Raw genomic sequence first — 19,070 nt, 5'->3', positions numbered from 1 at the left:
GTCAGCTTCAGCGGCTGATGGCACCGCTCGCGTATCAGACGGCACAGATGGTTCGTCATACCCTGAAACTTCGAGCGGAAGAACCGTTGCCCAATCTTCCCGGCACGAAGGGACGGGTGATGGTGGTGCAGGCTGATGGCGTGATCGTCCTCGGTCACAAGACAGGGAAGAATGTCGTCAGAGACGACATTCCCAGAGAAACGGGTGAGGCGTTCGAGATCAAAGCGCTCACGGTCTACGCCGAGAATTTACCAGCCAACCGCATCACAGTGGCCGAAAAATGCGATGCAGACGAGTTTCTTCCACTGCTGGCCGGTTCTTTGCGGGTGGCGGGTGTATGGCAACAGGACACGCTGATCAGCGTGTCCGACGGCGCACTCTGGATCGAAGACCGCATGAACTGCCTGGGAGTTACGCAGCACGTCCTGGACGTGTTCCATGCCGTGAGCTATGTGGACAGGGTGAGGGAAGATCTGGGTTGGAGCGACGAACAGCGCACCGTAGAGCGTCAGGCGTGGCTCAGGGGAGAGTGGGACGCCCAGACCTGGCTCCAGACCTTTGCTTCTGCCCCTGTGGGGCAGAAACATTGGAGTCCAGAGGCACAGCAAGCCCTGAACTATTTGAACAGGCGTACGCATTTGATGAACTATCCCCACTACCGCGCCCAGGGCTGGCCGATAGGCTCAGGGCAGATCGAGGGCATCAACAAGAGTGTGATTGGCTGGCGCATGAAGGGTTCGGGCATGCACTGGTCCCGTTCTGGGGCCAGTGGCATGGCCTCGCTTCGTGCCAACCTGAACAACACGCAGCCTCTGGTGCGCTTGGATGATGTTCGTCACCTTGCCTTTCCGATCCCAGCTTAGCGGGATGCACCCCCTAGCGAAAAAAGGGTTGGGCGCAAAAGCTGATCCGGGGTTGTGACCCCGGTGTGACCCCTTTGCTTCGCAGCTTTACCAGCCCGGCCCTGCGCAACACCTCCCCTCAGAAGTGAAACAAGAGTCGCGGAATTGTCCAGCCATTCGCGTTTCTTGGCTCCCTTCAACCAGGACTGGCGGCAAAGCAGACTGAGGGGGGTCCGCCTTCTCTCTCACTGCCCGTCCAAGCCAGCGCGCAGAGGACGCAGCCTGCCGAGGTCTCAATGGCGGGAGCCACATCCAGCGGGTACACTTTTCACCGTATGAACTCCCAGGCCATCCAGAGAACCCGGAACGATGTTCAATGACTCCGGCTGCCACCCCCGAGCAGGCCAAAGTCCTGAAGGACACCGCCACCCTGCTTGACCGCATCGGGCAGGACTGGCGGCGCATGCGGCCCGATCTGGACGCGTCGCCCATGCTCACCGGGCTGCTGCTGGGCCGGCTGGGCAGCGCCTTTGCACGGCATGTCGAGCAGACCTACAGCGCCGAGGGCATCAATTCCTCGAACTGGGACCTGCTGCTGACCTTGCTGCGGTCCGCGCCCCCGCAGGGGCTGACGCACACCGAACTGAGCGAATTGACCGCCATCTCCGGGCCGTCCATGACCAACCGCGTGACCCGGCTGCTGGACAAGCAACTGGTGGAACGGGTGGTCAGCGCAAAGGACCGCCGCTCGGCGCTGGTGCGCCTGACCCCCACGGGCCGCGCCCTGGTGGAGCGGCTGCTGCCCCAGCACATCGAGCGCGAGCAACAGGCGCTGGATGTGTTGACCGATGAGGAGCTGGCCGCTTTGACCGGAATCGCCATGAAGCTGGTGGGGCATCTGGAAGTGGGTTCGGCAGGGCAGGATACCGACACCAGCCCTTAACGGCGATACCGCCAAGCAGAGGAGAGTAGACGCGCAGCTCGCCAGGAGAGCGGGACTGCGTTTTGATAATGCCCACCGCTTGGCACTCGGCACCCCCTTGAGCGAGGCGTTCCCCTGAGCAAGACAGAGCAGCCATGACGTCCGACACCCCGTCTGAACGGTCACCCTGGCACTTTTCAACGCTTCGGACAGCGATCCTCCCTGGGCCTTGCCAACTGTCTCCGACTTTCATCAGATAAAATTCAATCTCATAGATTGACAAATAGACGTCTAAGTTTTACCCTGTGGTCAACAAGCACACAGGAGGCAAGGCGTATGGCGAAGATGAGAGCAATTGAAGCGGCGGTGGAAGTCCTCAAGAAAGAGGGAGTGGACATCTCCTTCGGTGTCCCCGGCGCGGCGATTAACCCGCTGTACGCGGCCATGAAGAAGCTCGGCGGCATCGAGCATATGCTGGCGCGGCACGTGGAAGGGGCCTCGCACATGGCGGACGGCTACACCCGCGCCAAGGCGGGCAACATCGGCGTGTGCATCGGCACCAGCGGCCCTGCCGGAACCGACATGATCACCGGGTTGTACGCCGCCATCGCGGACTCTGTGCCCATCCTGTGCATCACCGGACAGGCCCCGCGCGCCCGCCTTTACAAAGAGGACTTTCAGGCCGTGGACATCGAGAGCATCGCCAAGCCCGTGACCAAGTGGGCCGTGACCGTGCGTGAACCCGCACTGGTGCCCTACGTGTTCCAGCAGGCGTTCCATATCATGCGCTCAGGCCGCCCCGGCCCTGTTCACATTGACCTACCGTTCGACGTGCAGATGGGCGAGATCGAGTTCGATATCGACACCTACGAGCCGCTGACCCCCTACAAGCCCGCCGCCACCCGCGCCCAGATCGAGAAATCGCTGGAGATGCTGTTCGCTTCTGAACGTCCCCTGCTCGTGGCAGGCGGCGGGATCATCAACGCGGACGCCAGCGAGGACCTGGTGGCCTTTGCCGAATTGACCGGCATTCCGGTGATTCCCACGCTGATGGGCTGGGGCACCATTCCCGATGACCACCCGCTGATGGCGGGCATGGCGGGTTTACAGACCTCACAGATGTATGGCAACGCCACGGTGCTGGCCTCGGACTTCGCGTATGGCATCGGCAACCGCTGGGCCAACCGCCACACCGGCAGCATCGAGAAGTACACCGAGGGCCGCAAGTTCGTGCATATCGACATCGAACCCACTCAGATCGGGCGCGTCTTTGGACCCGATTACGGCATCGTGTCCGACGCGGGCGCAGCCCTGAAGCTGATGGTGGAAGTGACCCAGGAATGGAAGGAAGCGGGCAAGATTCCCGACTACGGCGAGTGGGCCGAGCAGTGCCGTGAGCGCAAGCGCACCATGCTGCGCAAAACCCACTACGACAACATTCCGATCAAGCCCCAGCGCGTGTACGAGGAAATGCTCAAGTCCTTCGGACGCGACACCGTGTATGTCAGCACCATTGGCCTGTCGCAGATTGCCGCCGCACAGTTCCTGCACGTATATCAGCCTCGCCAGTGGATCAACGCCGGGCAGGCCGGGCCGCTGGGCTGGACCATGCCCGCCGCGCTGGGTGTGGTGGCCGCCGACCGCAGCAAGACCGTGGTGGCCCTCAGTGGCGATTACGACTTCCAGTTCATGATTGAGGAACTGGCCGTGGGCGCACAGTTCAAGCTGCCCTACGTGCATGTGCTGGTCAACAACAGCTACCTGGGCCTGATCCGTCAGTCGCAGCGCGGCTTTGAGATGGACTATCAGGTGCAACTGGCCTTTGACAACATCAACGCCCCCGAGCTAGACGGCTACGGCGTGGACCATGTGGCCGTGGCCGAGGGCCTGGGCTGCCGCGCCATCCGCGTGACCCACCCCGACAAGATCAAGGAAGGGCTGGAAGAAGCCAAGGCGCTGGCTCAGAAGTTCCAGGTTCCTGTCGTGCTGGAAGTCATTCTGGAGCGCGTCACCAACATCAGCATGGGAACCGAGCTGGACAACGTGGTGGAGTTTGAAGAACTGGCCGATGACCGCCAGGACGCGCCCACCGCCATCGCGATGCTGGACTGAGGGTTCAGAGGCTGGGGTTTGAGGGTTTCGTCCCTCTTTCCCCCGGCCTCTTAATCTTCAGACACACCGAAGGAGTTTTATGCCCAAATACGCTGCCAACCTCACCATGTTGTTTCAGGAACACGACTTCCTTGACCGCTTTGACGCGGCGGGTAAGGCCGGATTCAAGTTCATCGAGTACATGTTCCCCTATCCCTACGACGCTGCCGAACTGCGCGCCAGGCTGGACCAGAACGGGCAGACGCAGGCGCTGTTCAACCTGCCTGCGGGCGACTGGCCCGGCGGGGACCGGGGCATCGCCGTGCAGCCGGGCCGTCGGGACGAGTTCCGCGCGGGTGTGGACAGGGCGCTGACCTATGCCGACGTGCTGTACAAAGGCGTGCAGGGACCGAAGCTGGTCAATGTCCTCGTCGGGAAAGCAGAGGCAGACGAGGCCACCACCCGCAAAACAGTCGTGGGCAACCTTCAGTACGCCGCCGACAAGCTGGGCGACGCTGGCCTGACGCTGATCGTGGAGCCGCTGAACCCCTACGATGTGCCGGGCTTTTACCTGTATGGCACGCAGAACACGTTGGACCTGCTGGACGAAGTCGCGCGTGACAACGTGAAATTGCAGTACGACTTCTACCACATGCAGCGCGTGGAAGGCCGCCTGACCGAGACGGTGCGCGAGAACCTCGCCCGCATCGCCCACATCCAACTGGCCGACGTGCCGGGCCGTCACCAGCCGGGAACCGGGGAGATCAACTACCCCTTCCTGCTGGCCGAGCTGGACCGCCTGGGCTACCAGGGTTACGTGGGCCTGGAATACATCCCTGAAGGGCAGACGGAAGACACGCTGGGCTGGCTCAAAGAATTGCAGAAAGCCTGAGTCCTACGAAGCTTCGTCCCTAAACCAAACTCAAAAGGAGGCCACCCACATGGCACAGAAAGAAACCATCGGCTTTATTGGCCTGGGCATCATGGGCAAACCTATGGCCCTCAACCTGATCAAGGCGGGCTACACGCTCGTGGTCAACAACCGTGGCCCCGAGCCAGTGGCCGAACTGGTGGCCGCAGGCGCAACCGAGGGCAAGACCGCCCGTGAAGTGGCCGAGCAGAGCGACATCATCATCACCATGCTGCCCGATTCGCCGCAGGTGGAAGAGGTCGCGCTGGGCGAGGGCGGCGTCATCGAGGGCATCAAGCAGGGCGCGCTATTCATCGACATGAGCAGCATCTCGCCGAATACCTCGCGCAAGGTTCAGCAGGAGCTTTTGGCTAACGGCGCAGACGCGCTGGACGCCCCGGTGTCCGGCGGACAGGTGGGCGCGGAAGGGGCCACCCTGAGCATCATGGTGGGCGGCAGCGAGGAATCGTTTAACCGCGCCAAGCCGGTGTTTGAAGCGGTGGGCAAGAACATCGTCCACATCGGCGGCCCCGGCGCTGGGCAGGTCACCAAGATCGCCAACCAGATCGTGGTGGGCCTGACCATCCAGGCGGTGTCCGAAGCGCTGACCCTAGCGAAAAAGAGCGGCGTGGACGCGAGCAAGGTGCGCGAGGCGCTGCTGGGAGGCTTTGCCCAGAGCCGCATTCTGGACCTGCACGGGCAGCGCATTCTGGACGGCAACTTCAAACCGGGCTTCCGCGTTAATCTGCACCGCAAGGACCTGCGCCTGGCGCTGGAAACGGGGCGTGAGGCAGGGGTGCCGCTGTTCGCCACGGGCGTGGCCGCCAACATCATGGACGCCATGATCGCGCAGGGCGACGGCGATCTGGACCACTCCGGCATGGCGAAGTTCTACGCCGAGATGAGCGGCCTGGAATAAGCTGGAGAGAACACAGTAAGCGGGACGCAGCCAACGCCTTTTTTGCGTCCTGCGTCCCGTTTTTTCATTCCCTCTAGCTTCAAAAGGAACCTGCCATGAACACCCGCTCTCTGCTGGAACACGCCTACCGCGCCGCGCTGGAGGCCGCGAGTCCGGCGCAACTGCTGGCCCCGCACCTCAATGGAGAGAAGCCCGATTTCATCCTGGCGTTCGGCAAGGCGGCGCTGCCGATGGCGCGGGCGGCTTTGGCGGCCTATCCCGGCGTGGAAACCCTGGTCATTGCGCCGGGCGGCACCGAGAATCTGGACTTGCCCGCGTCAGCGACGCTGATGCTGTCCAGCCACCCGGTTCCCGACCCCTCCAGCGTGGCGGCAGCGGAAGCGGCGCTGGAACGTTTGGGTGGGTTGCAGGAGGGTCAACACGCCCTGGTGCTGGTGTCCGGCGGCGGCAGCGCGTTGATGGCTGCCCCGGACGGCGTGACGCTGGAGCAGAAGGGGGCGCTGACACGCGAACTGCTGAGGGCGGGGGCCGACATCGGCGAGATCAACACCGTCCGCAAGCACCTGTCGCGCAGCAAGGGCGGGCGGCTGGCGGCGGCTACCAAAGCGAGGGTGACGGCGCTGCTGATTTCCGATGTAGTGGGCGACGATCCCTCGGTGATTGCTAGCGGCCCCACGGTGCCGGATTTCACCACGTTCGCGGGGGCGCTGACCGTGCTGGACCGTTACGGCATCGCTGCCCCGGAAGCCCGCCAGCATTTCCAGGCAGGGGCAGACGGCAAAGTGCCCGAAACGCCCGACCGCCTACCCCACGTCACCAACACCGTCATCGGCTCCAACCGACACCTGCTGGAGGCGGCGCAGGCGTATATCGAGGGTCAGGGCGTACGGGCGGTGATCCTCTCGGACAGCTTCGAGGGCGAGGCCAGCGAGCTGGCCAAGGCGCACGCGGCCATTGCGCGCAGCGTGGAGCAATTCGGCAATCCGGTGGCGGCCCCGGTGGTGCTGCTCTCGGGCGGCGAGGCCACCGTGACCTTGCGAGGCGACGGCGTGGGCGGACGCAATCTGGAATTTGCGCTGGCGCTGCTGCTCTCTCTCGGCGAGGACGGATTTTACGCCCTCTCGGCGGGATCGGACGGCGTGGACGGCTCCAGCCCGGCGGCGGGGGCGTTCCTGACCCCGGACAGCCTGACGCGGGCGCGGGCGGCAGACCTGAACGCACGCGCCTTTCTGGAACGCAACGATTCCGGCTCGTTCTTCGCGGCCCTGAACGACACCCTGGTCACCGGCCCCAGCGGGCATAATCTGAACGATCTACGGTTGATTGCAGTGGGGTTGCCGGACTGACTATTCCATTCCAGACTCTTCAAAAAGGACCAGACTTCAGACAAAAGCTTTGGTCCTTTTTCTTACACTTCAATTTAGAATTTAAGTTGGTCACATACTGTACGGCGCGGTACGTCACGTTTCGAGGCGTCCAGCTAGGGTGCGGGGGTCAAAGAGGTTGAAGTATAGATCGTAGGCCAGTCTCCATAGAGATGAACCCGCGTCTTTTTCTATCCTCCGAGAACAGGCCAACTTTTTTTACAGATAAGGACCCCATTCATTTACAGGAGGATCAAGATGAAGAAAATGCTATTGATGACCACTCTGTTGTTCAGCGGCGCAGCCGTTGCCGGGGGCGGCAGCTCCATGCCGATGGGCACCACCATTGCGGGCATCGTCTCCAACGATCCCAATTTCAGCACCCTGCTGGCTGCCGTGAAGGCCGCCGGGTTGGTGGAAACGCTGAGCAGCCCCGGCCCCTTCACGGTGTTCGCGCCCACCAACGCGGCGTTCGCCAAGATTCCGCAGGCCGATCTGAACGCGCTGCTCAACGATCCGGCGCAGCTCAAGGCCGTGCTGCTGTACCACGTCGTTGCGGGCAAGGTCACCGCCTCGCAGGTGATGGGCATGTCCAGCGGCACGACGATCAACGGCGCGGATGTTAACGTGTCCATGATGGACGGCAAGGTCATGATCAATGACGCCACGGTGACCAAGGCCGATATCATGGCCAGCAACGGCGTGATTCACGTCATCGACACCGTCTTGATGCCCTGATCGCACCCGGCGAACAAGGGGGGAGGCTCACGGGCCTTTCCTCTTTTTCTGTAGCCGCTCCAATTTGAGAGGACAACGCTGCATGACCGTAGCTAAAATGCTCCTGATTTCCTCCAGTCTGGCCGTGCTGGGCAGTGTCCTGGTGGCCTGCGGACCAGCCGAGGCGCAGGCGGCTGGGCCGGTGTCGCCAGTCCTGGCAGCAGCTTCTGCCCCTGCGCCCGCACCCATCGTTCCGGCAACTCCCACGCCTGCCGTTCCCACTTCGAGCCTTCTGGACCTGCGCTGGACCGTGCCGGAGCCGCGCCTGGTAGACGGCGAGGTGACCCGCCCACTGCTGAACATGTCGGCCACGTTGAAGCTGAGCGCTGAGCAACTCGTGCAGATCAGGGCAGAGTGCACGCTGGAGGCCGCCCGGACAGAGTTGGACGGGGCATATGCTGAAATTGAGGCCAGGCAACCCCGCGACATCCGTTTTCGCCAGGTGGGCACGGACTGGATCGGCGAGGCCCGCACTGGCTGGAAGGTGGACCGCGCGGCCAGCGAGGCAGCCCTGCTGAAAGTCATCCAGAGCGGCGAAACGCGCAGCACTCTGAGTGTCTCGCTGGAGGCCCCCGCCCGCAGTGTGCGCTGGGCCGCCGAACAGAAACTGACTCACCTGGCGAGCGGCCAGTCCAGCTTCGCGGGCAGCCCTAAATTCCGGGTGCATAACATCCGCACGGGCGCGGGACGGGTGCAGGGGGCATGGGTCGCGCCGGGCCAGACCTTCAGCTTCAACGCGCTGATTGGGCCGATCAATGCGGCCACGGGCTTTCAGGCGGGGTATGTGATCACCGGCAATACCCTGTCCAGCGAGGACGGCGGCGGCATCTGCCAGGTCAGTACCACGGTGTTCCGGGCGGCCTTCAACGCCGGGCTGCCCATCACCGAGCGCCACAACCACTCGTATCTGGTGGGCTACTACGAGGAACCGGGACTGGACGCCGCCGTGTACGCGCCCAGCAAGGATCTGCGCTGGAAGAACGACACCGCCGCGCCGCTGCTGGTGCAGGCCGACTGGAACCTGAAGGCCGAGACGTTGACGGTCGGTCTGTTCGGCGCAGACGACGGGCGCACGGTCAAGATTTCCGAACCCGCCATCAGCGCCCGCAGGCCCGCCCCCGATCCCACGTTTATGGTGGACCGTGCGCTAGAGAAGGGTGCGGCGCGGCGCGTGGACATGCCCGCTGCCGGAATGAACGCGGTGGTGACCCGCACCGTCAGCTCTGCGAATGGCAAACGGCGGAAAGAGGATTTCGTCAGCCGTTACAAGGCGTGGGGCGGCGTGTTCGCGGTGGCTCCGGGCGACGACAGACTGCGGTAAAGCGTAGCAGAGGGAGGAAGCGAGTTGATTTCCCCCGAGTCCTGGACGGAGGTTGCCAGGCTGCCTCCGCTGGAGCACAGGCCCGATTTGCAGTGGCCGTCCCCTGACCCAGTGATGTAGACATCCCCTGTCCCTGCGAAACGGACAAGGGATTCACATTTGTCTCTAGTTTGCGTACAATGAAAATCAAGTTCACTGCACGGAAGTTAGATGCGGGTGTGAGCGCGCAGATTGGAGGGTTCTCGGGTTCGAGGGTTCTCAGTCCAGACACGCCAGCTCAGACCGTCCAGTGTACAGGCAACTTCACTTCCCACCCTCATTTCCCGCCAAGGAGCATTCGCATGAGCAAGACTTCCCCGAGCAAGGCCGCCACTTCAGAAGGTTTGCAGTTTCTCGCCCCCGTCAGCGACGAGCAGCGTGTGGTCCTGTCCCCGGAGGCGCTGGCCTTCGTGACCGAGCTGCACCGCCGCTTCGAGCCGCGCCGCCGCGAGCTGATGCGGGCACGCGAGGACCGTCAGGCCCGTCTGGACGCCGGGGAACTGCCCGACTTCCTGCCCCAGACGCGCGAGATCCGTGAGGGTGACTGGAAGATTGCGCCGCTGCCCGCCGATTTGCAAGACCGCCGGGTGGAGATCACCGGGCCGGTGGACCGTAAGATGATCATCAACGCGCTGAACAGCGGCGCGCGGGTGTTCATGGCCGATTTCGAGGACGCCAGCAGCCCCACCTGGGACAACATGGTGGACGGCCAGCTCAACCTGCGCGACGCGGTGCGCCGGGAGATCACGCTGGAGCAAAACGGCAAGTCGTACAAACTCAACGAGAAGACGGCAGTCCTGCTGGCCCGCCCGCGCGGCTGGCACTTGCCCGAGAAGCACGTCACGGTGGACAATGAAACGCTGTTCGGCGCGTTCTTCGACTTCGGGTTGTATGCCTTCCATAGCGCGGCGGAACTGCTGAAACGTGGCAGCGGCCCGTACTTCTACCTGCCCAAGCTGGAATCGCACCTGGAAGCTCGGCTGTGGAACGATGTCTTTAATTACGCCGAGGAAACGCTTGCTATCCCGCGCGGCAGCATCAAGGGCACAGTCCTGATCGAGACCATCCTGGCAACGTTTGAGATGGACGAGATCCTGTACGAGTTGCGCGAACACTCGGCAGGGCTGAACTGCGGGCGCTGGGACTACATCTTTTCCTATATCAAGAAGTTCCGCGAGCAGGGGGACCGGGTGCTGCCGGACCGCGCCAAGGTCAGCATGGCCGTGCCGATGATGAGCAACTACAGCAAGCTGGCGATCCAGACTTGCCACAAGCGCGGCGCACCCTCGATTGGCGGCATGAGTGCCTTTATCCCGGTCAAGAACGACGAGGCCGCCAACGAGAAGGCGTTCGCGCAGGTCCGCGCCGACAAGGAACGCGAGGCTGGCAACGGCCACGACGGCACCTGGGTGGCCCACCCCGGCATGGTGGGGCTGGCCACCGAGGTCTTTGACCGGATCATGCCCACGCCCAACCAGATCGACAGCGACAAGCAGATGGATTTCAAGGTGACGGCTGCCGACCTGCTGACCCCGCCCGCAGGCACCATCAGCGAGGACGGCGTGCGGACGAACATCAACGTGGGCATCCAGTACCTCGCGGCGTGGCTGCGGGGCAGCGGCGCAGTGCCGATCCACAACCTGATGGAAGACGCCGCCACCGCCGAGATCAGCCGCGCGCAACTGTGGCAGTGGCGCAAGCAGGGCGTGGAGCTGGAAGACGGGCGCACCCTGACCCCCGAGCTGTTCGACGAGCTGTACGCCGATGAGGCCGGAAAGCTGGGCGGCGACTTTGCGGACGCAGGCAAACTGTTCAGGGACATGGCAACCCGCACGCCGCTGGCCGACTTTCTGACGCTGCCCGGCTACGAGCAGTTGGCGTAAATCATGACCGATACCTCCCCTCCCAACACCCGCCAGAAGACGGGCCGCGCCCGCACCGCCGACGCGGGCAGCGTGCGGACGCTGGAACGCGGGTTGACCGTGCTGACCTCGCTGGCCGAGCTGGGCCAGGCGTCATTGACGCAGGTGGCCAAGGCGGCGGGGCTGTCCGCCAGCACCACCTACCGCCTGCTGGAAACCCTGCGCCAGAGCGGTTTTGTGGAGTGGGAGGAACGCAGCGGCCTGTTCAGCGTGGGCGTGCGCTCGTATCAGGTGGGCGCGGCCTTCGCCGGACGCAACACTTTAATGAGCGCCGCGCAGTCCGAGATGGTCTCGCTGGTGGACGATCTGGGTGAGACCGCCAATCTGGCCGTGCTGCGCGAGAACGAGGCGGTGTACATCCATCAGGTGGAGGGCCGCCAACTGGTCCGCATGTTCGCGCAACTGGGTGCGGGCACGCTGCTCAACTGCTCCGGCGTGGGCAAGGTGCTGCTGGCCTGGCACGGCGAGGCAGACGTGGCCGGGCGGCTGGGACCGCAGCCTTACATGGCCTTTACGGCCAATTCGATCACCGCGCTGCCCGATTATCTCAGGGAACTCCAGAATGTGCGGGCGCAGGGCTACGCGCTGGACGACGAGGAACGCGAGATCGGCGTGCGCTGCATGGCAACCCCGCTGCGCGATCACACCCGGCAGGTGGTGGCCTCGCTGAGCATCTCCGCGCCCACCTCGCGCTTCAGTCGGGAGCAGATTCCGGCGTTTTACACGCGCATGGAGGCGGCCTCGCGCGTCATCTCGGCGCGGCTGGGCTGGACGCCGTAAGACACGGTTCCCCACCACCGGGGGCCTTTTTTTAGCTAGATATATAGATGGCTAAGTAATTTAGTGCCAGGTAGCATCCGTTGAGGTCCACCGATTTTTCACAGGCCCATACTCCATAAGGGAGACTCCATGACATCAGCTCCAATCAAGCTCAAGCCCGCCGCACAGACGCTGGTGGCCGAATTGCACCGCCAGTTCAGGAAGCGCTGGGAAATGCTGGACGCCGCAGCTCAGGCCGCGCCCGCCTCGTCCCCGGAGTACAGGGCCGCCGCGCTGCCCGCCGATTTAAAGGGCCGCCGGGTGGAACTGATCGTGGAAGCCTCGGACACCACGGCGCTGGAGGCCGCGCTGAACTCGGATGCCGACGCGCTGGTGCTGGATTTTGACGACACCTTCACGCCCACGCGCGCCAACGTGGAAACGGCGTACGCAGCGCTGGACACGGCTGCGAAAAGCGGCAAGCCCTTGCTGGCCCGCCCCCGTGCGCTATACGCGGTGGATGAACACTTGGACTTTGATGGCCCTGCGATTGCTGCCCTGTGTGACCTGGGTGTGATCCTGGCCGCGCGGCCCGAAGAGCCTATGCACATCTACATTCCCAAGCTGGAAACGGTGGAGGAGGCGCAAATGTGGGACGACGCACTGACGCTGGCCGAGACGCACCTGGGACTGGAGAAGAACGCGATCAAGGTCTGCGTGCAGATCGAAACCTACGCCGCCTGCCTGCACGCCGACGCCCTGCTGTACGCGCTGCGTGGGCGGGCCTTTGGGTTGAATGCCGGACGCTGGGACTATGTTTTCAGCCTGACCAAACGGGTGGGTGCGGAACGTGGGGCCATGCCGCCGCGCAATGACCTGACGATGGATCTGGACGCCATGCGCGCCTACGCCGAGGCACTGGTGCGCGTCTGCGAGGCACGCGGCGCGCAGGCCATCGGGGGCAGCGCCGCCGTCGCGCCGAACGCCGCCAACCCCCAGCCCACGCTGGACGCCGTGCGGGCCGACAAGGTACGGGAAGCCGCCCAGGGCTTCGTCGCTGCCTGGGCCGGACTGCCGGGGCTGCTGGATTCGGTGCGGGGAGCTTTCGGGGATGGAACTTCACAGCCTCTGCCCGCCGAAACTGCCGAGCGCACGCTGGAGCGGCTGCTGGACCTGCCCGCGCCCCGGCCTCTGCCCCTGAATGTCGTGCAGGACAGCATCGGCCTGGCGCTGGCCGTGTTCGAGGCATGGTACGACGGACGCGGCGTGGTGGTTCGCAACGGGCGTATTGAGGATACGGCCACCGCCGAACTCGCCCGCGCACAGTTGTGGCAGTGGGTGAAATGCGAGGCGGAATTGGAAGGCGGCGAGAAGTTGACCTCTGACCGCTACCTGAGCGAGCGTCGCACACTGGCTGGCGACAATACTGCACAGGCCCGCCTGCTGGATCATCTCGTCCTCGCTTCCGTTTGCCCCGAATACTTCCCCCGCGCCGCCCAGTTGCTGCGTCCCCAGGAGGCCACCGTATGACCGCCGATTCCCGCCCCGCTGTCTCCAACGAAACCGTCCAGGCGCTGAGCCAGAAGGTCATGGACGCCTGCGCCGCGCTGGCCTGTTACACCGAGGTGGAGGGCGAGACCAACCGCCCCTTCCTCTGCCCCACGGCGCATCAGGTGCATGATTACCTGACGCAGTGGGCCAACGCGCTGGGCATGACCACCTATGAGGACGCCGCCGGAAACCTGCGCTCACGCTTGGCCGGGCCGACGCCGGACGCGCCGACGCTGTATCTCGGCTCTCACCTGGACACCGTGCCGAACGCGGGCGCGTACGACGGGATTCTGGGCGTGGTGATGGGTTACGCCATGCTGGAAGCTGTGAAGGGCCAGACCCTGCCCTACGCGGTGGAAGTGGTGGGCTTCTCGGAGGAGGAGGGGGTGCGCTACGGCGTGCCGTTTATTGGCAGCCGGGCACTGGTGGGCACCGTGGACGACATGCTGGAACTGCGCGACGCGGCGGGTCAGAGCGTGCGCGACGCCATCACCGAGTACGGCCTGAACGTGGAGGAAATCGGCGAGGCGCAGTACAAAGGGAAAGCGCTGGGTTACTTTGAAATCCACGCCGAGCAGGGGCCAGTCTTGCAGGACGCGGGCGCGTCGCTGGGCGTGGTGGAGGGCATCGCGGGCCAGAACCGCTTTATCCTGAACTTCGTGGGGCAGGCGTCCCACGCCGGAACCACGCCCATGAACCTGCGCCGCGACGCGCTGGCCGCCGCCGCCCGCTTTGCCGTGGCCGCCGAGGACGTGGCCCGCGCCACCCCCGGTCTGGTTGCCACCGTCGGCGTGATGCAGGCGCTGCCCGGAGCCATGAATGTGATTCCTGGCGAGGCCCACTGCACGCTGGACATCCGCCACGCGCGAGATGAAGTGCGGTTGGAGGCGCTGAAACACCTGCTAGACACCGCCAAATCCGTCTCCGAGGAACGCGGCGTCACCGTCACCATCACGCCCAAGATGGAGGAGCAGGCCACGCCGATGTCCGACGCCTTTAAGGCGCTGCTGCACCGCGCCGCCGAGGCCGAGGGGCTGCCGCACCCCGAACTGGTCAGCGGCGCGGGCCACGATGCCATGATCATGGCCGCGCACATGCCCTCTGCCATGCTGTTCGTGCGCTCGCCCAATGCCCTGAGCCACCACCCCGACGAGCTGGTTCTGGTGGAAGATGTGACCGACGCCCTGCGCCTGAGCGTGCGTTTCCTGCACCTGCTCGCCGACGAGAACGCAAGCGTATGAGCTTTGACCTGATCGTACGAGGCGGCACCCTCGTCACGCCGGACGGCCTGCGCCGCGCAGACCTGGGCATCAGCGGCGGCCAGATCGTGGAGGTTTCGGAGGAGATCACGGCGGACGGCAAGGCGCTGGACGCCTCCGGGCTGCACGTCTTCCCCGGCGTGGTGGACGCACATGTTCACTTCAACGAGCCAGGGCGCACCCACTGGGAAGGCTTTGAAACGGGTTCGCGGGCGCTGGTGGCCGGGGGTGGCACGTCGTTTCTGGACATGCCGCTCAACTCCTCGCCCCCGGTGCTGGGCCGCACCGAATTCGACGCCAAGCGCGAGATCGGCGAAGCCAAGTCGCTGGTAGATTTCGGGCTGTGGGGCGGATTGACACCTATCAATCTGGACCGCCTGGACGAGCTGGCCGAGGCCGGGGTCATTGCCTTCAAAGCGTTCATGAGCCACAGCGGGCTGGAGGAATTCCCGGCGGTGGATGACCTGACGCTGCTGGAAGGCATGCGAACCGCCAAGCGCCACGGCCTGCTGGTCGGCACCCACGCCGAGAGCAACGAGCTGACGCGCGGCCTGACCGAACAGGTGCGGGCGGGCGGCCACAAAGGCGTGCGCGACTACCTGGACAGCCGCCCCGTGCTGGCCGAGCTGGAAGCCGTGACCCGCGCCCTGCTGTTTGCCGAGGACACTGGGGCCGCCCTGCACCTCGTCCATATGAGCAGCGGGCGGGCGGTGGCGCTGGCCTTTGAAGCCAAAACGCGCGGCGTGGACGTCACCATTGAAACCTGCCCCCACTACCTGCACTTCACCGACAAGGACGTGGAGCGCGTGGGCGCGGCCCTGAAATGTGCGCCGCCGCTGCGTTCCAGGACCGTGCAGGACGAGCTGTGGACCGAGTTGCTGGCCGGACACATTGACATCGTGGGTTCGGACCACTCGCCCGCGCCGCCCGACATGAAGACCAGCGAGGACTTCTTCGCGCTGTGGGGCGGCATCAGCGGGGCGCAGAGTACCTTGAACGTGCTGCTCACCGACGGCCACAGCAAGCGCAAACTGCCGCTGGAAGCCGTCGCCGCCCTGAGCGCCCTGAACCCCGCCCGCCGTTTCAACCTGCCGAGCAAGGGCCGCCTGGACGTTGGGGCTGACGCCGATCTGGCTCTGGTGCGTCTGGACGAGACTTTCAAACTGACCGAGCTGCATGACCGCTGGCAGCAGAACCCCTTTGGGGGCGAGGACCACCGGGGCCGCATCACGCACACGCTGTCGCGGGGCCGGACGGTCTATCAGGACGGCAAGTTTGACGACACTGTACGCGGGCGGTTGCTGCGGCCTGGAGCGTAAAGCTGTTTTCTCTCTGATTCAAGCGAGAGGCGAAAGTTTAGCCTCTCTATCTTTTCGAACCCCATCCCTGATTCAAAAGGAGCCGCCATGAAACACCTCGGAGCCACGCGCAGCGCTTTGGAAAACGCGCACGCGGTTATCACGCCGGAAACTTTTGTTCGCACCGCACTGGCCGAGTGGCCGGGCAGCGCCATCGTCCTGCACATCGCGCCCGTGATTGGCACCCGCGCCCGCTTCGTGCAGTTCACGGCGGAGATGCCTGCTGGAGCAGCGGCCAAGGAATCCGCGCACGGCTACCAGCGCTTCGCCTTCGTGCTGAGCGGTGAGGTGGAAGCCGATGTAGATGGCGAGAAGCGCACCCTGGGGGAGTACGACTACGTCTACGTCCCGGCGGGCGTGGCGCACAGCCTGACCGCCACATCGGACGCCCGCGTTTCCGTATTTGAGAAGCCTTACGAAGCGGTGGACGGCGTGACCGCTCCGGGCGTGTACTGGGGCAACGAGCGCGAGAATCCCGGCTACGCCTTCGAGGGCGATGACCACCTGATTGCCCGCAAATTGCTGCCTGACGAGGTTCCCTTTGACTTCATGGTCAGCACCATGAGCTTCGCGCCAGGGGCCAGCCTGCCGTACACCGAGATGCATTACATGGAACACGGCCTGCTGATGCTGGAAGGCGAGGGCCTGTACAAATTGCAGCAGACGTATTACCCGGTGACGACGGGCGACGTGATCTGGATGGGCGCGCACTGCCCGCAGTGGTACGGCGCATTAGGCCGCGAGTGGAGCAAGTACCTGTTGTACAAGGACATGAACCGCCACCCGCTGTCCATGCTCGGCTCCGGCCTCTGAACTCAACCCGCCGTCCTCCCTTCGCCTAACTTTTCAGAGGAGAACACCCATGACCCAGACCACCCAGCCCCTGACCGATCACTACGACGTCAAGCGCGATTCAGACGGCCACCGCTACTTGCACCCGCTGGTCACTGGCTTTAACCTGACCCGCATTCCGCTGCTGAACAAGGGAACCGCCTTCACCGAGGACGAGCGCCAGAAGCTGAATCTGGACGGCCTGCTGGCCCCGCAGATCGACACGCTGGAAGTGCTGGCCGAGCGCCTGTACGCCGATTACGTGAAGATCAAGGAGCCGCTGGAGCGCCACGTGTTCCTCCGCAACCTGCAAGACCGCAACGAGGTGCTGTTTTACGCGCTGCTGGCCGCGCATGTGGAGGAAATGCTGCCCATCGTCTACACGCCCACCGTGGGTCTGGCGGTGCAGAAATTCAGCCAGATCTACCGTTACGCGCGTGGCCTGACCCTCAGCACCAGCAACATTGAGCGGGCCAAGCAGGCACTGACGAACGTGCCGCTGAACGACGTGCGGATCATCGTCGCCACCGACAGCAGCGCGATTCTGGGCATCGGGGATCAGGGCTTCGGCGGTATGGCGATCAGCATTGGCAAGCTGTCCCTGTACACCGTGGCGGGCGGCGTCGGCCCCGACAAGACCCTGCCGGTGGAGCTGGACGTCGGCACGGGCCGCGCCGATCTGCGCGAAGACCCCTCTTACCTGGGCGTCAAGCATGACCGTCTGAAGGGCGAGGAATACCTGCGCTTTGTGGACCGTTTTGTGGAGGCCACCCTGGAACGCTTCCCCAAGGCGATTATCCAGTGGGAGGATTTCTCCAAGGACACCGCGTTCATGGTGCTGGACCGTTACCGCAAAGTGGTTCCCAGCTTCAACGACGACATTCAGGGAACCGGCGCGGTGGTGCTGGCGGGCGTGCTGAATGCCTGCCGCCTGAAGGGCGAGACGCTGGCCGAGCAGCGCGTCGTGATCAGCGGCGCGGGCGCGGGCGGGGCCGGAGTCGCCGCCGCCATCCGCGAGGGCATGCGCCGCGAGGGCCTGACCCCCGAGCAGATCAGCGAGCGTGTCTTCGTGCTGGATTCGCGCGGCCTGCTGACCGATGACCGCCAGATGGAGGACTACAAGAAGTCCCTGGCGACGCCCAAGGCCTTCACCGAGGGCTGGGCTGGAACGGGTCTACTGGACGTCATCCGCGAGGGCAAGGCCACCGTGCTGCTGGGCCTGTCCGGCGTGCCGAACACCTTCGACGAGGAAGTGGTGGGGGCCGCGATGGCGAACACCCCGCGCCCGCTGGTCTTCCCGCTGTCCAACCCCACCGCCAACTGCGAGGCATTGCCCGAAGACGTGCTGCGCTGGAGCAACGGCGCGGCCCTCGTCGCCACCGGCAGCCCCTTTGACCCGGTGGAACTGAACGGCGAAACCTACCCAATCGGGCAGGGCAACAACGCGTTTATCTTCCCCGGCCTGGGCTTCGGCGCAATCCTGGCCCGCGTCCGCGAGATCACCGACGAGATGGTGACTGAATCCGCCTACGCGCTGGCCGCCTACACCCAGCGCCACCACCCTGGCCGCACCTTCCCGCCCGTCTCGGAGTTGGGCGCAGCCAGCCTGGAAGTCGCCGTGGCGGTGATCAAGCAGGCGCTGAAGAACGGCGTGGCGACAGAGTTCAGCATTCGTGGCCTGAGCGACGACGAGTTGCTGGAGCTGGTCAAGACCAAGTTCTGGCAGCCCAAGTACCTGCCGTTCAAGGTGGAATAAGCGGGAAGGAAGAGGGGAAGGGCGCGTGCCAGGGAGGGGTGGACGCGCCCTTTTTGTCGTTTGGAGATTGCTGCGTGGCGCGGTCTTCTGCACTTTCTGGCTCCCTTTCGAGGGGAGCTGGCCGCGCAGCGGACTGATACTGACTCCGATTAATTCCTTGACAAGGGCCACCAATGGAAGAGGGTCTGCTGGGAGATGAGATCTGGCTGGGTTTCCAACCAGGCGCATTGCTGGCCCAGCGTCTGAGTGAAGTCATCCATCGTGTCGAACCAGCGATTGGCCACTGTGTCGTCCGTCAGGTCCCACATGCGCTCCACGGGTTGCAACTCGGGTGAGTAAGGGGGCAGGGTGATGATCTGGACACCTGGTGGCTGTCCCTCCTCTGGAGGGACATGGAAACCCGCTCCGTCCTCTACCACCAGAACATGGTGATCTTCACTCGCGCCCAC

14 protein-coding genes and 2 pseudogenes are annotated in these 19,070 nt (G+C 64.3%); 15 read left to right on the top strand and 1 reads right to left on the bottom strand.

The window, feature by feature from the left end; all coding sequences use genetic code 11:
- From Q322_RS0116630 to Q322_RS0116560, 15 genes and pseudogenes are all read left to right on the top strand, one after another.
- A pseudogene (locus Q322_RS0116630) lies at positions 1-863 on the top strand (hypothetical protein); the annotation flags it as partial.
- Between the two features lie 355 nt (positions 864-1,218).
- A complete protein-coding gene (locus Q322_RS0116625; RefSeq protein ID WP_029479010.1) occupies positions 1,219-1,785 on the top strand; it encodes a MarR family winged helix-turn-helix transcriptional regulator in 567 nt (188 codons plus the stop codon).
- A 315-nt stretch (positions 1,786-2,100) separates the two neighbouring features.
- On the top strand, positions 2,101-3,876 hold the full coding sequence (gcl, locus tag Q322_RS0116620) for a glyoxylate carboligase (RefSeq protein WP_029479009.1): 1,776 nt from the start codon (positions 2,101-2,103) through the stop codon (positions 3,874-3,876).
- A 79-nt stretch (positions 3,877-3,955) separates the two neighbouring features.
- The gene (otnI, locus tag Q322_RS0116615; RefSeq protein WP_029479008.1) at positions 3,956-4,747 is read left to right on the top strand and encodes a 2-oxo-tetronate isomerase; all 792 of its coding nucleotides are present in this window, start codon (positions 3,956-3,958) and stop codon (positions 4,745-4,747) included.
- A complete protein-coding gene (locus tag Q322_RS0116610) occupies positions 4,692-5,684 on the top strand; it encodes a 2-hydroxy-3-oxopropionate reductase (RefSeq protein WP_281173660.1) in 993 nt (330 codons plus the stop codon). Before otnI ends, Q322_RS0116610 begins: the two co-directional genes overlap by 56 nt.
- Positions 5,685-5,779: 95 nt before the next feature.
- A complete protein-coding gene (locus Q322_RS0116605; RefSeq protein ID WP_029479006.1) occupies positions 5,780-7,030 on the top strand; it encodes a glycerate kinase type-2 family protein in 1,251 nt (416 codons plus the stop codon).
- Positions 7,031-7,324: 294 nt separating this feature from the next.
- Positions 7,325-7,786 (top strand): fasciclin domain-containing protein, encoded by a 462-nt coding sequence (locus tag Q322_RS0116600; RefSeq protein WP_245593295.1) that lies wholly within the window; start codon positions 7,325-7,327, stop codon positions 7,784-7,786.
- An 82-nt stretch (positions 7,787-7,868) separates the two neighbouring features.
- Positions 7,869-9,146 carry a VanW family protein gene (locus Q322_RS0116595; RefSeq protein WP_245593294.1) on the top strand — a complete coding sequence of 426 codons (1,278 nt, stop codon included), beginning with the start codon at positions 7,869-7,871 and terminating at the stop codon, positions 9,144-9,146.
- A 341-nt stretch (positions 9,147-9,487) separates the two neighbouring features.
- Positions 9,488-11,068 (top strand): malate synthase A, encoded by a 1,581-nt coding sequence (gene aceB / locus Q322_RS0116590; protein WP_051668695.1) that lies wholly within the window; start codon positions 9,488-9,490, stop codon positions 11,066-11,068.
- A 3-nt stretch (positions 11,069-11,071) separates the two neighbouring features.
- Positions 11,072-11,887: an IclR family transcriptional regulator gene (locus Q322_RS0116585; protein WP_029479002.1), complete on the top strand. Its 816-nt coding sequence runs from the start codon at positions 11,072-11,074 to the stop codon at positions 11,885-11,887.
- A 129-nt stretch (positions 11,888-12,016) separates the two neighbouring features.
- Entirely contained in the window at positions 12,017-13,396 is a 1,380-nt protein-coding gene (locus tag Q322_RS0116580) for an aldolase/citrate lyase/malate synthase family protein (protein ID WP_029479001.1), read from the top strand.
- Positions 13,393-14,658 (top strand): allantoate amidohydrolase, encoded by a 1,266-nt coding sequence (locus tag Q322_RS0116575; RefSeq protein ID WP_051668694.1) that lies wholly within the window; start codon positions 13,393-13,395, stop codon positions 14,656-14,658. The genes Q322_RS0116580 and Q322_RS0116575 overlap by 4 nt, the downstream gene beginning before the upstream one ends.
- Positions 14,655-15,995, top strand: coding sequence for an allantoinase (locus Q322_RS0116570; RefSeq protein ID WP_029478999.1), 1,341 nt, complete (start codon positions 14,655-14,657; stop codon positions 15,993-15,995). Before Q322_RS0116575 ends, Q322_RS0116570 begins: the two co-directional genes overlap by 4 nt.
- Before the next feature lie 87 nt (positions 15,996-16,082).
- Positions 16,083-16,847, top strand: coding sequence for a (S)-ureidoglycine aminohydrolase (gene allE, locus Q322_RS0116565; protein WP_029478998.1), 765 nt, complete (start codon positions 16,083-16,085; stop codon positions 16,845-16,847).
- A 49-nt stretch (positions 16,848-16,896) separates the two neighbouring features.
- Positions 16,897-18,621 carry an NAD-dependent malic enzyme gene (locus tag Q322_RS0116560; RefSeq protein ID WP_029478997.1) on the top strand — a complete coding sequence of 575 codons (1,725 nt, stop codon included), beginning with the start codon at positions 16,897-16,899 and terminating at the stop codon, positions 18,619-18,621.
- 149 nt (positions 18,622-18,770) lie between these two features.
- Here Q322_RS0116560 and Q322_RS0116555 read toward each other — a convergent pair.
- Positions 18,771-19,070: pseudogene (locus Q322_RS0116555) on the bottom strand (hypothetical protein); the annotation flags it as partial.

This window comes from Deinococcus frigens DSM 12807 (genome assembly GCF_000701425.1).
In the GTDB taxonomy this organism is placed as follows: domain Bacteria; phylum Deinococcota; class Deinococci; order Deinococcales; family Deinococcaceae; genus Deinococcus; species Deinococcus frigens.
The sequence above is the reverse complement of the archived record's forward strand: the minus strand, read 5'-3'. Positions and strand labels throughout refer to the sequence as shown.

Coding starts and splice junctions, on each gene's coding strand:
- Q322_RS0116580 (WP_029479001.1), top strand. CDS start 12,017: ATGACATCAGCTCCAATCAAGCTCAAGCCCGCCGCACAGACGCTGGTG.
- Q322_RS0116605 (WP_029479006.1), top strand. CDS start 5,780: ATGAACACCCGCTCTCTGCTGGAACACGCCTACCGCGCCGCGCTGGAG.
- Q322_RS0116600 (WP_245593295.1), top strand. CDS start 7,325: ATGACCACTCTGTTGTTCAGCGGCGCAGCCGTTGCCGGGGGCGGCAGC.
- Q322_RS0116585 (WP_029479002.1), top strand. CDS start 11,072: ATGACCGATACCTCCCCTCCCAACACCCGCCAGAAGACGGGCCGCGCC.
- gcl (WP_029479009.1), top strand. CDS start 2,101: ATGGCGAAGATGAGAGCAATTGAAGCGGCGGTGGAAGTCCTCAAGAAA.
- Q322_RS0116625 (WP_029479010.1), top strand. CDS start 1,219: ATGACTCCGGCTGCCACCCCCGAGCAGGCCAAAGTCCTGAAGGACACC.
- allE (WP_029478998.1), top strand. CDS start 16,083: ATGAAACACCTCGGAGCCACGCGCAGCGCTTTGGAAAACGCGCACGCG.
- Q322_RS0116575 (WP_051668694.1), top strand. CDS start 13,393: ATGACCGCCGATTCCCGCCCCGCTGTCTCCAACGAAACCGTCCAGGCG.
- Q322_RS0116570 (WP_029478999.1), top strand. CDS start 14,655: ATGAGCTTTGACCTGATCGTACGAGGCGGCACCCTCGTCACGCCGGAC.
- Q322_RS0116595 (WP_245593294.1), top strand. CDS start 7,869: ATGACCGTAGCTAAAATGCTCCTGATTTCCTCCAGTCTGGCCGTGCTG.
- otnI (WP_029479008.1), top strand. CDS start 3,956: ATGCCCAAATACGCTGCCAACCTCACCATGTTGTTTCAGGAACACGAC.
- aceB (WP_051668695.1), top strand. CDS start 9,488: ATGAGCAAGACTTCCCCGAGCAAGGCCGCCACTTCAGAAGGTTTGCAG.
- Q322_RS0116560 (WP_029478997.1), top strand. CDS start 16,897: ATGACCCAGACCACCCAGCCCCTGACCGATCACTACGACGTCAAGCGC.